11 protein-coding genes are annotated in these 12,537 nt (G+C 63.0%); 9 read left to right on the forward strand and 2 right to left on the reverse strand.

Going from position 1 to position 12,537, the window contains the following annotated elements; all coding sequences use genetic code 11:
* Window positions 1–3: 3 nt before the first annotated feature.
* Window positions 4–2,403, reverse strand: coding sequence for an LPS-assembly protein LptD (locus WM40_RS00430; protein WP_024902640.1), 2,400 nt, complete (start codon window positions 2,401–2,403; stop codon window positions 4–6).
* A gap of 359 nt (window positions 2,404–2,762) precedes the next feature.
* Between WM40_RS00430 and WM40_RS00435 the strand changes: the two genes are divergently transcribed.
* The 6 genes from WM40_RS00435 (at window position 2,763) to WM40_RS00460 (ending at window position 9,373) form a co-directional block, all read left to right on the forward strand.
* The gene (locus WM40_RS00435; RefSeq protein ID WP_024902639.1) at window positions 2,763–3,947 is read left to right on the forward strand and encodes an aminoglycoside phosphotransferase family protein; all 1,185 of its coding nucleotides are present in this window, start codon (window positions 2,763–2,765) and stop codon (window positions 3,945–3,947) included.
* The gene (gene murU, locus WM40_RS00440) at window positions 3,947–4,759 is read left to right on the forward strand and encodes an N-acetylmuramate alpha-1-phosphate uridylyltransferase MurU (protein WP_313905196.1); all 813 of its coding nucleotides are present in this window, start codon (window positions 3,947–3,949) and stop codon (window positions 4,757–4,759) included. Before WM40_RS00435 ends, murU begins: the two co-directional genes overlap by 1 nt.
* Window positions 4,760–4,842: 83 nt before the next feature.
* The gene (locus WM40_RS00445) at window positions 4,843–6,327 is read left to right on the forward strand and encodes an aminopeptidase P N-terminal domain-containing protein (RefSeq protein ID WP_081764827.1); all 1,485 of its coding nucleotides are present in this window, start codon (window positions 4,843–4,845) and stop codon (window positions 6,325–6,327) included.
* A 38-nt stretch (window positions 6,328–6,365) separates the two neighbouring features.
* Window positions 6,366–7,766 (forward strand): FAD-dependent monooxygenase, encoded by a 1,401-nt coding sequence (locus WM40_RS00450; protein WP_082102345.1) that lies wholly within the window; start codon window positions 6,366–6,368, stop codon window positions 7,764–7,766.
* Window positions 7,767–8,078: 312 nt separating this feature from the next.
* Complete coding sequence (gene dusB, locus WM40_RS00455) at window positions 8,079–9,140, forward strand: tRNA dihydrouridine synthase DusB (protein ID WP_036008554.1); 1,062 nt, start codon at window positions 8,079–8,081, stop codon at window positions 9,138–9,140.
* Window positions 9,137–9,373 (forward strand): Fis family transcriptional regulator, encoded by a 237-nt coding sequence (locus tag WM40_RS00460; RefSeq protein ID WP_024902635.1) that lies wholly within the window; start codon window positions 9,137–9,139, stop codon window positions 9,371–9,373. Before dusB ends, WM40_RS00460 begins: the two co-directional genes overlap by 4 nt.
* On the opposite strand, the gene WM40_RS00465 is transcribed toward WM40_RS00460, so the two are convergent.
* Window positions 9,362–9,538, reverse strand: coding sequence for a hypothetical protein (locus tag WM40_RS00465; RefSeq protein ID WP_157684953.1), 177 nt, complete (start codon window positions 9,536–9,538; stop codon window positions 9,362–9,364). The two genes, WM40_RS00460 and WM40_RS00465, sit on opposite strands and share 12 nt — an antisense overlap.
* Window positions 9,539–9,578: 40 nt before the next feature.
* On the opposite strand from WM40_RS00465, the gene purH reads away from it, so the two are divergent.
* The 3 genes from purH (at window position 9,579) to ruvA (ending at window position 12,521) form a co-directional block, all read left to right on the forward strand.
* On the forward strand, window positions 9,579–11,156 hold the full coding sequence (purH, locus tag WM40_RS00470; protein ID WP_046151856.1) for a bifunctional phosphoribosylaminoimidazolecarboxamide formyltransferase/IMP cyclohydrolase: 1,578 nt from the start codon (window positions 9,579–9,581) through the stop codon (window positions 11,154–11,156).
* Window positions 11,156–11,752, forward strand: a complete 597-nt coding sequence (ruvC, locus tag WM40_RS00475) for a crossover junction endodeoxyribonuclease RuvC (protein ID WP_024902632.1) — start codon at window positions 11,156–11,158, stop codon at window positions 11,750–11,752. The genes purH and ruvC overlap by 1 nt, the downstream gene beginning before the upstream one ends.
* Window positions 11,753–11,927: 175 nt before the next feature.
* Window positions 11,928–12,521 (forward strand): Holliday junction branch migration protein RuvA, encoded by a 594-nt coding sequence (gene ruvA / locus WM40_RS00480; RefSeq protein ID WP_046151973.1) that lies wholly within the window; start codon window positions 11,928–11,930, stop codon window positions 12,519–12,521.
* Window positions 12,522–12,537: the final 16 nt, after the last annotated feature.

Raw genomic sequence — 12,537 nt, forward strand, 5'->3', positions numbered from 1 at the left:
TTGTCAGTCGTAGTCGGAGAATCGCGACACGGGGGGCTCCGGCGGCGGCGGCGAGACATAGCCCGGCACGCTATTACGGAACGCGGTCACCAGCCCGTTATCAACGTTTGCAAGGCCTTTCAAGGTCAACTGGACCAGGAAGCGCGTACCCGACGCTGGCTCGCCACTGCTGTTGATCCCGCTTGCGTACTTCTGGAACGCCACGCCGAGCACCCAACACGGCGCGTCGTACTGCATGCCGAGCAAGCCGTCCACCAAGCGTTTTGAATCGAATGCATAGTTGATGCGCCCCACCGCATACACATTGCGTGTGATCGGCCATTGTGCCGAGGCGATGATCTGCTTGACCCCGGTGGTCAGATAAGTACTGGCAGTGTCGGTCGGGTCCGGCCGCGTATAGCGATACGCCAGGTTGATCACCTTACGGTCCTGCGGCGACCAGGCAAAACCGGTGTTCAAGCGGTCCACCTTGCCATTGTCAGTGTTGTATTGCAACGCATTCTGCGTGGCAAATGTACTCGACAGCTTGAACGACGCGCCGAGTATCAGATCCGAACGGGCGGCATTGCTGACCGACTGGTTCGGCATCGTCGTGACCTGGCTGCGGAAATAGTACTGCTGCGCCACCAGGAACCGCGCCCGCTCGTCACCACTGCCGGCATTGATGAAACGCGTGGACAATGCCGCGGTCATCCGGCTGCCATCCGCGATCCGGTCCTCACCGACAAACGTGTTCGTCGTGAAGATTTCGGCCAGGCCGAAGTCCGACGGTGCCGTATCGAATACCGGAATCTGCGATTGATCGCGATACGGGGTGTACGTGTAGTAGAGGCGCGGCTCCAGGGTCTGGATGTAGTCTGTACCGAAAAGCGAGATCGACCTTTCGTACTTCAATCCCGAGTCCACGCTCAGCGTGGGAATCGCCACGTTGGAGGTACGCGCGATCGTACTCGGCTCCATGCTGTTGATCTGCGACGGAATCCGCGTCATGTCATACGACGCCAGATGGTACTGCGCCTTCGGAATGAAGAACCACCCCGACCGGATAATCGGATAGCTGATGTAAGGATCGAGTACCGCGCGGTTGCCTTCCGGCATCGTCGAGTTAGACGATTGAAACCGCGTGAAATCCGCCATGGCCCCGTAGTCGAAACCGCCCACGTCGTACTTGGCGTAATTAACCTGCACTTCCGGTTCACGCGAATACGGCGGCACGACATCGTTTTGCAGGACCTGCCAACGCTGGACGCGGGTCAGCACGGACCAGGGGCCGTGGTTATAGGTCACCCCGGCTTCCTGCTGGAACAGCAACTGCGCACCGTTGTAGACAATGTTCTCACTGCTCGCGAGATCGGACGTATAGGTCTTGTCCGATACCCGGTTGTAATTCACATAGGCGCCGAAACCGTTGCCGAGGTCCTGGTTATGCTGCCAGTAAAGCGCGTAGCGGTTGCTCAGCTTCGCCTTCTGGTCCCACGGCATGTACTCGGCGGTCAGCGTGCCCCGATAGGCCGTGCCCAGGTAACGGAAGTCAGCGCCGAGGAACGCGCCGCGTTGCTGCATGATCCGTGGCCGTAACGTCAGGTCACGATTCGGTGCGAGATTGAAATAATACGGAATCGTCGTATCGAAACCACTCGTCGAGTTCAGCGAGAACGTCGGCGGCAGCAGGCCCGATTTGCGTTCGTTCGACAGGGGGAACGTCAACCAGGGGCTGTAGAAAATCGGCACGCCCTGGAAGAAGACCATACCGTTTTGCGCGTATCCGACATTCTCACCCTGGTCGACATCGAAGCGGCTGGACTTGATGTACCACGCCGGCCGCTCACAATTGCATGCGGTATAAGTCGCGTGGGTGAAGCGCGTACGCTCATCGTCGATCATGTCGACACGATCCGCACGCCCCCCTCCACCCGTGGCATTGAAGTGATAAGTCGGGCTCAGCATGTAGCCCACCCGCGCCTCCAACTGCATCTGCGCCCGCGGGCCGACGAACAGATTGCCGTGATCGTTGATCCGGACGCTGCCATACGCGTCGGCGGTATCGGTGTCGACGTCGTAATGGAGTTTGTCAGCGCGAATGATCGATCCGTAACGCCGTAATTCGGCGTTACCCGTCAGCGTCGTCTGGCTGCCGTCCGCGCTGGCATTGTCCCCCGAGGAAAAGGTACCGGGGGTGACGCCCTGCGGCACCTGGCGCTCGATGATCTGCGGCGCGAGCGAGAAGCCCCAGTCCCGGTCCAACGGGATCGGTTGCGCGGCATCGCCCGTCAATTGCGCGAAGCCGGGCAACGGCGCGGTCAGGCCGGCCGTCAGCAAGGCGGCGGCGATCCGGGTAACGCGCTGCGGCGCCTGGGCGCGAGAACGAGGGGAAAGCAAACGGTTTGGCGGTCTAGGCGGCATGAATCGGGCTAAAAGCGAGCTATAAGCAAGGGCTGACTGGATCGGATCGCGCCAACAAGGCGCGGCTTACAACGGACAGCGGCGCTACACAGCGCTCGAACAGGGGTCTCCCCCGAAACCATCCGCGCGAGAACTCAGGCGTATCCCTTTAACCTGCCAGGCGCCGGTGCAATCATGCATTCGCGCGTTCGCGCATCCGCGTAACCACGTCTCCGCGCGCGCGACAGCAGCAACATCGGGCGGTCCCCGTGCATGGTCTTACCTTGCACGGGGTCTCAGAATTCGTCGGGTATTATATATGCCAAAGTCTGCAAACTGACCGGGCGCATGGGAATCCCATCGCCAAATTGATTGGGATTATGCCGCTACCCTCTTCCCGTGCCGTAAATAACACGCCTCCCGGCACGCCGTCCGCCGCGACGTCCGATCCTACCCTTTGTATCTCCGTAGCCGCGGCCGGACCGCCGACGCCCGCCGAATCAGCCGATGCCCGTCATCAGCGATTGATCGCGTGGCTCTCGGGACTGTCAGCCGGCGCGCCAACCGATGCATTGGCACCGCAAGCCGATGACCTGGCTTCATTGCTGCCGCTTGATTTCCGCACATTACAACTTGCCTCGTCCGACGCCGGATTTAGACGCTACTTCCGCATTCGGACCGCCCGTGGCGACACCGCCATCGTGATGGACGCGCCGCCGCCAGAGAAATCCCGGGAGTTCCGCGATGTTCAGCAACTGTTGAAGGCGGCCGGCATTCATGTGCCTGCAATCTATGCGGCCGACGTCGATGCTGGCTTCATGCTGTTATCCGATTTGGGCAGCACCGCTTATATCGATGTCCTCGACGGCACGAATGAAGACCGCGCCAAGCCGTTGATGCGCGATGCGCTACGCACGCTGATCCGCTGGCAGAAGGCGTCCCGTCCGGACATACTGCCTCCTTACGATGAAGCACTGTTGCGCCGCGAACTGGATCTGTTTCCCGAATGGTATGCGGACCGCCATCTGGGCCGCCCGTTCGACGACACCGACAAGGCAATGTACGCCGACACCTGCCGCTTGCTCGTGGAGGCTGCACGGCAGCAGCCGCAAGTCTTCGTGCATCGCGATTTCATGCCGCGCAACCTGATGCTGAGCGACCCGGCACCGGCCGTGATCGATTTTCAGGATGCGGTGCATGGTCCGATCGGCTATGACGTGGCGGCCCTCCTGCGGGATGCATTCCTAAGCTGGGACGAAGCATTCGAAATCGATTGCGTTGCCTGGTACTGGGGCGAGGCCAAGGCTGCCGGCTTGCCGGTCAACAGCGATTTCGCCTTGTTCTATCGCGATGTCGAATGGATTGGACTGCAACGACACCTCAAGATTCTCGGCCTGTTCGCACGACTGCAGTATCGCGATGGCAAGCCGCGCTACCTAGCCGACACGCCGCGTTTCTTCGCGTACGCCAGCCGCGTGGCGCACCGTTACCGCGAATTACGACCGCTGGCGCGACTGCTCGACAAATACGAGAATCGGAACCAGCAAGTGGGCTATACCTTCTGATGCCGACCATGGGAGCCCCGGCGGTCGGGGCGATGAATACCGCAATGATCTTTGCCGCAGGGCGCGGTGAACGAATGCGCCCGCTGTCGGACCGAATGCCTAAGCCATTGCTGTCGGCAGGCGGCAAGCCGTTGATCGTCTGGCAGATCGAGGCGCTGGCGCGCGCCGGGTTTCATCGGATCGTGATCAATCATGCCTGGCTTGGCGGGATGATCGAAACGGCATTGGGCGACGGGTCGCGCTTCGGCGTCGCGCTGCATTACTCGGCGGAATCCGATCATGCGCTGGAAACCGCCGGGGGTATCGCCAACGCGTTACCGTTGTTGCTGGGTGCGACACCCGCATCCGAAGGTAAACGCTTCGTCGCGGTCAGCGGTGACGTCTACTCTGACTTCGATTTTGCCCGCCTGCATACGGTACGGATCGAACCGCGCACAGTTAGCGCGGACTTACCAACAAGCACCGATACCATCGTCCCGCACGACGCGCCGGGCATGCACCTCGTCATGGTACCCAATCCGGATTTTCATCCGGCGGGCGACTTCGGCCTGCGCGTCGATGGTCGACTGAGCGCCACGGACGGCGTGCGACTGACATTCGGCAATATCGGCGTCTACGATACCCGGATGTTTACGGCGCTGGCGGCACAACGGCCGATTCCGGCCGCCGCGCTTGGTCCGATGATGCATGCGGCCATTGCAGCCGGCCAGGTCACGGGCGAGCGCTTCGACGGGCACTGGTGCAATGTCGGCACCCCCGCGCAACTGGCTGAACTGGATGCGCGACTGTCGGCCGCGGGCGACAGTCGCTGACACGCGACGCGTGTGCTGCAGGGTGATCACTCATCGGACGGATGGCATGGGACGCGTCGCGTCATTGGCGCTAGAATCGCGGGATGACGAATCCACTCTCCCCCTCCGCCGCTCTCTCCACCCGTACCGCGCATGCGGACGGCGAGTGGATACTGGCCCCGCAGCGCGCATTCGCGCCCGACGTGTTTGCCGCGCGCCGCGCGAAGATTGCCGACGCGCTGCGGGCGGCCGGCGGCGGCATTGCCATCATCGCCTCGGCGCCGGTTCCCGTGCGCAGCCGCGACAGTGAATTTCCCTATCGCCAGGACAGCAGCTTCTTTTACCTGACCGGTTTTGCCGAACCGGACGCGCTGCTCGTCATCGACAGCCGCGGCCGTGGCACCGCCAGCCAGCCGGTGTCGACGTTGTTCTGCCGGGAAAAAGATCCATTGCGGGAAACCTGGGAAGGATTTCATTATGGCCCGCTAGCCGCGCAGGAAGCCTTCGGATTTGATCTCGCGCTGCCCAACAGCGCGCGTGATGGGCAACTGCCGGATTGCCTGACAGGGGCCGCGGTACTGGCCTATCCGTTGCTTACCCACGGTGCGCTGGAAGCCGACATCGCGCGCTGGCTTCGGGAAGCGCGAGGCCGCCGACGCGTCGTCACGCCCGGCAGCATTCTCGATCTGGCACGCATCGTCGAGCCAATGCGCCAGATCAAGGACCCGCACGAGATCGACCGGATGCGAACGGCGGGTCGCATTTCGGCACAGGCGCATATCCGTGCGATGCAGACCGCGCGAGTCGGCATGCCGGAATACGTGCTCGAGGCGGAGCTGTTGTATCACTTCCGGCGCAGCGGTGCCCAGGCCCCGGCCTATACGTCGATCGTCGCCGGGGGCGCCAACGCGTGCACACTGCATTACCCGGCCGGGGACTACGTGTTGCGAGACGGCGATCTGGTGCTGATCGACGCGGCGTGCGAACTGGATGGGTATGCGTCGGACATCACGCGGACGTTTCCCGCCAATGGCCGCTTCACCGGGCCGCAACGCACGCTGTACGACATCGTGCTCGCGGCGAATGACGCGGCCATCACGGCCACCCGGCCCGGCGCCCGGTTCGATGACGCACACCAGGCGGCCCTGCGCGTGCTGGTGCAAGGGATGCTGGATACAGGCCTGCTTCGGGCAAACGACCACGGTAGCGTCGAGGATGTGATTGCGGACCGAGCCTATTCGCGCTTTTACATGCATAGCACCGGGCACTGGCTTGGCCTGGACGTCCATGATTGCGGCGACTATGTTGAAGCGCCGACTGCCGCCACGGTCGATGCCAACGGGCGTCCCGGCCCGGACGCGGACAACGTGGCGCAGGCACCGCGGTCCACCTTGCTGACGCCAGGCATGGTATCGACGATCGAACCCGGATTGTATGTACGGCGTGCCGATGACGTGCCCTCCGAATACTGGGACATTGGCATCCGCATCGAGGACAATGTCGTGGTGACCGACGCCGGCTGCGCACTGCTCACCCGGGACGTGCCCGTGGCCGCCGACGAGATCGAGGCGTTGATGCGCGCCGCTTGATCGGCGCGCGTTGTCCGGAACCCCACCTATCCAGCAGCATGAATTCGTTGCCCCCCGACGCCGCCCCTGGCCCTGCCGCCGCCGCGCCCGATGCCGACGGCGTGTCGGTCGACATCGCCATCATCGGTGCCGGTCCGGTCGGACTGGCCTTGGCCGGTGCACTGGCGCGCCACAGCGCCACCGCTGGTCTGTCCATTACCTTGATCGATGCCCGAAACAGTGCCGCCGCGGATAGCGACCCGCGCGTGCTGGCGTTGTCACATGGCAGCCGTACGTTGCTCGCGCCCATCGGCTGGCCCGAACAGGCGACGCCGATTGAGACTATCCACGTCTCGCAGCGCGGCTATCTGGGCCGTGCGCTGATTCGACACGAGACGCACCACCTGCCGGCGCTCGGCTATGTCGTACGCTACGGCGCGATTGCCGGCGCGCTGCGCGCGGGCGTTCTGCGGCTCGCCGAACGGCCGGGCCGCACGACGAGAACGGCATTGACGTTGCTCGAACAATGCACGGCAACGGCGATCGCCGAGGATGCCGATGGCGTCCTGCTCACGCTGGCAAGCACCGCCCCCGGACCGAGGGAGAATGCCAAACCGATGCGCGCGCCCTCGCCCGCGAGCACGCCGATAGACACCGCGCGCGCCGGGGTGGCCCTACCTTCACGGTTACGCGCGCGCCTGGTGATTCATGCGGAAGGAACACGTCCGGGCGCAAATCGAGCGAACACGGCACAGGATCGGGTGCGCAATTACACGCAGACAGCCATCGTCGGCGCGGTGCGGACCGATGCCCCGCTCCCTCGCGTTGCCTGGGAACGATTCACGGACGAGGGCCCTCTGGCGTTACTCCCGCTGGCCGAATCGGGCGTGCAGTGTCCACCTGCTGCAAGCGCCACGCCCGGCATGCCGGGCGATGGTGCCGCGGCACCCGCCGATTACGCATTGGTCTGGTGTCAATCACCGGAGCGCGCAGCGGCACGTATCGCACTCGACGACGATGCCTTCCTCGCCGATCTGCACCAAGCCTTCGGCGACCGCCTCGGGCGTTTCACGCGCATCAGCGGACGCGCCACGTTCGACCTGCACCTGCGTGCCAGTGGCGCGCTCGCGGAAGGTCGCATCGCCACAATCGGCAATGCCGCGCAAACGCTTCACCCGGTGGCCGGCCAAGGCTTGAACCTGGGGGTCCGCGACGCCGAAGCGCTGGCCCTCGCCATCGGCCGACATGGCACGACACCGGCGGCTCTGAAAGCGTTCGCGACCAGCCGTTCGTGGGATCGGCGCTTGACGATCGGGCTGACCGATGCCTTGGCGCGGGGATTTACCCATCCCTTTCCGCCGCTCGCCCATCTGCGGGGCGTGGCCCTTGCCGCGCTCGATTGCCTGCCTGGCGTGAAAGGATGGCTTGCTCGGCAAATGATGTTCGGCCAACGCACTTGACTGCGGCGTGCGGCGTGCATGAGCCAGATTGATCAGGCCACGCCTGGAACGCTGCACTGCAGCACGAGCGCGTCGTTTGTGCACAGCTTCTTACCGTTGCCTACGGCGCTTGCGATACAATACGCGTTTGTGCTTTCGGCAGCGACGTGACCGGGACGGACGCGGTTGCATCGCTGTCATTGAATCGGCATGCCGATGCGGTGCGCAGGCGGACCCGGCGCGCGGACACGGCATGTGTCGCCTGTTTGCCTCGTTCCGCCCAGTTTTTTGACTCCCTATTTGCCCTGTTTCGCCGTCCATCGGCCCGCTCGCATGTTTCCTACCGGACCTCGACTCGGATCGCACACGCTGCGTAACGCATTGTTTGTCGCACCCATGGCGGGCGTGACGGACCGTCCGTTCCGCCAGTTGTGCAAACACCTGGGCGCCGGCTATGCGGTATCGGAGATGGTCGCCTCCAACGCGCTGTTGTGGAAAAGCGAGAAGACGTTGCGGCGGGCGAATCATCACGGCGAGGTCGAGCCCATATCGGTGCAGATCGCGGGCGCGGACCCGCAGATGCTGGCCGACGCCGCGCGGCACAATGTCGCGAACGGCGCGCAGATCATCGATATCAATATGGGCTGCCCGGCAAAGAAGGTATGCAACGTGGCGGCCGGTTCGGCATTATTGCAGAACGAGGCGCTGGTTGCCCGGATCGTCGAGGCAGTGGTCGGGGCCGTGGGCATCGGCCCGGATGCCGTGCCGGTGACACTGAAGATTCGCACCGGCTGGAATCCCGAGAACCGGAATGCCTTGCGTATCGCGCGGATTGCAGAATCGGCAGGCATCGCGATGCTGACGATCCATGGCCGTACCCGCGCGGATTTGTATCGCGGTGATGCCGAATACGAGACGATTGCCGCGGTCAAGGCGGCGATCAACATTCCGGTGGTGGCCAATGGCGACATCGATTCGCCCCGGAAGGCCGCTGACGTGCTGCGTCTGACGGGCGCCGATGCGGTGATGATCGGTCGCGCGGCGCAAGGTCGGCCGTGGATTTTCCGTGAGATCGCGCACTATCTGGAAACCGGCGAAATCTTGCCACCGCCACGTGTCGACGATATCCAGGCCGTGATGAACCGGCATCTGGAAGATCATTATGCGTTCTATGGAGAATTCACCGGCGTGCGCACCGCGCGCAAGCATATCGGCTGGTACACGAAGGCGCTGAAAGGCGCGAACGGGTTCCGCCACCACATGAACACGCTGGATACCACGCGCGAACAATTGGCTGCGGTCAACGCGTTTTTCGAAGAACAGAAGTTGTTGTCGGACCGCCTCGTCTACGACGAGACGGGCCATACGGACAATTCGCAACCCCTTGCCGCATGAGCCGACATAATATCGAGCGGTGCGTTCGCGAGAGCCTGGACGAGTACTTCCGGGACCTCGACGGATCGAACCCGAACGAGATCTACGACATGATCCTTTCCTGCGTCGAAAAACCGATGCTTGAGGTGGTGCTGGAACGTGCCAGTGGCAACCAGTCGCTGGCCGCGGAATACCTGGGCATCAATCGCAATACGTTACGCAAGAAATTGAAGGATCACGGTTTAATCAAGTGATTCCAGGCGCGGGGCCGGTACGCCATCGATAAGCGGCGTATCGGCCACGTCGCACCGCACCGCTTCCCCGCACGCCGTGAGCACCCGGATCGTCGTGAAAAATGCGGTGCGAGCGATGTGGTGCAACACCCCGCGCCACGCAGCCACCGCCTCATGCAGTGACATCCTTTCCACCGCTTTCGTTTTCCTTTGCCGTTCTTTTGACATGATCAAGCAAGCGCTCATTTCCGTATCCGACAAGTCGGGCGTCGTCGACTTTGCCCGTTCACTCGCCGATCTGGGCGTGACGATCCTGTCGACCGGCGGCACCGCCAAACTGCTCGCCGCCGAAGGCATCGCCTGTACCGAGGTCGCCGACTACACCGGCTTTCCGGAAATGCTCGACGGCCGCGTGAAAACGCTGCACCCGAAGATCCACGGCGGCATTCTCGCGCGCCGCGACCTGCCCGACCACGTAGCCGCGCTGGAGCAACACGCGATCCCGACGATCGACCTGCTCGTGGTGAACCTGTACCCGTTCCGCGAGACCATCGAGAAGTCGGATGCAACACTGGAAGAGGCCATCGAGAATATCGACATCGGCGGGCCGACGATGCTGCGTTCGGCGGCAAAGAATCACCGGGATGTAACCGTGATCGTCGATCCGGCCGATTACGCCGTGGTGCTCGACGAGATGCGCGTCAACCGGAACACCGTGGGCTATCCGACAAACTTCCGCCTGGCTACCAAGGTCTTCGCGCACACGGCGCAGTATGACGGCGCGATCACGAATTATCTGACGAGCCTGAAGGACGACCGCCAGCACGGCAACCGCAATGATTACCCCGCAACGTTGAACCTGTCTTTCGAGAAAGTGCAGGACCTGCGCTACGGCGAAAATCCGCACCAGGGTGCCGCGTTCTACCGCGACCTCGTCACGCCGGCCGGCGCGCTGGCGGCGTACAAGCAGCTGCAGGGCAAGGAATTGTCGTTCAACAATATCGCCGATGCCGACGCGGCATGGGAATGCGTGAAGAGCTTCGATGTTCCGGCCTGCGTGATCGTCAAGCACGCCAATCCCTGTGGCGTGGCCGTCGCGGCATCCCCGGAAGCGGCATACCAGAAAGCACTCTCGACGGACCCGACGTCAGCATTCGGCGGCATCATCGCCTTCAACGAGGAAGTGGACGAAGCGGCTGCCGCGGCCGTCAGCAAGCAGTTTGTCGAAGTGCTGATCGCGCCTGCGTTCAGTACCGCCGCCAAGGCGTTGCTGGCCGCGAAACAAAACGTGCGCGTGCTGGAAATCGCCTTGCCGGCAAGGAACGTCGCTGCGCATAACGTACAGGATCTGAAACGCGTAGGTGGCGGTTTGCTCGTGCAATCGGCGGACAGCCGCAACGTGTTGCCGCAAGAACTGCGCGTGGTCACCCGCCGCCAACCGACGCCGAAGGAAATGGACGACATGCTGTTCGCGTGGCGCGTGGCAAAATTCGTCAAGTCGAATGCCATCGTGTTCTGCGCGAACGGCCAGACCCTGGGCGTTGGCGCCGGCCAGATGAGCCGGATCGATTCGGCACGCATCGCCGAGATCAAGGCGCAGAACGCGGGATTGACGCTGCAAGGTTCCGCCGTGGCGTCGGATGCGTTCTTCCCGTTCCGCGATGGTCTGGACGTGGTCGTCAAGGCCGGTGCGACGTGTGTCATTCATCCAGGTGGCTCGATGCGCGACAGCGAAGTCATCGACGCCGCGGACGAGCAGAACATCGCGATGGTGATGACCGGCATTCGCCACTTCCGTCATTGATGGCCCCCGCGCCGCTGGTCACCCCCGGTACCGCGCAAGCCGCGGTGCCTACTCGCATTCTCGGTATCGACCCGGGCTTGCGGGTGACCGGCTTCGGTGTGATCGAACAGCGTGCGCATGTGCTCAGTTATATCAGCAGCGGCGTGATACGCAGCGGCGAAGGCGATCTCCCCTCGCGCCTGAAGATCATCTTCGAAGGCGTGCGCGAACTGGCGGTGCAGTTCAAGCCGGACTGCGCCGCCATCGAGAAAGTCTTCGTCAATGTGAATCCGCAATCGACGTTGCTGCTTGGCCAGGCCCGCGGCGCCGCCATATGCGGCCTCGTTACCGCAAATCTACCGGTGGCGGAATACACCGCCTTGCAGTTAAAGCAGGCGGTGGTGGGCAGTGGCCGCGCGAAAAAGGACCAGGTGCAGGAAATGGTCGCACGGCTGTTGAGTCTCTCCGGTCTGCCGGGAACCGATGCGGCCGACGCCTTGGGCGTGGCGATCTGTCATGCGCATGCCGGTGATGTGCTGGGGCAATTGCGCACATTGGCACCGCAATTGGCGGGACGCGGCATGCGCGTACGGCGTGGCAGATTGGTCGAATCGTGAGGTGTCGACGCATCGCGGCAGGACGGTCTGCATTCGTGCCGCGATGGCACATGGCGCCTCGCCCGGTAGCAACATCTCTTCAACGGGCCATGCCGCCGTCAAACAGTCTTTCCGCGTCTTTTCGGGTAACGCGCTGTCCGGCGCTTGCCTCCCTTTCCTCTCATTCCCGCTGATCATGATCGGTCGTATTGCTGGCACGCTGCTGGAAAAGAATCCGCCTTCCATTCTGGTCGACTGTGCGGGCGTCGGTTACGAGGTATCGGTACCGATGAGCACGTTCTATCACTTGCCGCATCTGGGCGAACCGGTGGTACTGCTGGTACAGCAGATCGTGCGCGAGGATGCACACCTGTTGTTTGGTTTTGCGACCGCGCAGGAACGTGGCGCATTCCGCGAGTTGTTGAAGATCAGCGGCATCGGCGCCCGCATGGCGTTGGCCGTGTTGTCAGGCATGAGCGTAAACGAGCTGGCTCAGGCGGTGACGGCGCAGGAAGTCGCGCGCCTCACGAAAATCCCGGGGATTGGCAAAAAAACCGCCGAGCGATTATTGCTTGAGCTGAAAGGCAAGCTGGGAGCCGATCTCGGCGCCTTGGGCCAGGGTGCGAGCACGGTGCCTGCCGCTGGTGATACTGGCAGCGATATCCTGCAGGCCCTCCTCGCACTCGGCTATTCGGAAAAGGAATCCGCCGCGGCCATTCGCGCATTGCCCCCGGATACGGATGTCTCGAACGGCATCCGTCAGGCGCTGAAGACTTTGTCGAAGGCATGATCGATGGGCGGTACAA

Origin of the sequence: Robbsia andropogonis (genome assembly GCF_000970345.1) — a bacterium.
In the GTDB taxonomy this organism is placed as follows: Bacteria; Pseudomonadota; Gammaproteobacteria; order Burkholderiales; family Burkholderiaceae; genus Robbsia; species Robbsia andropogonis.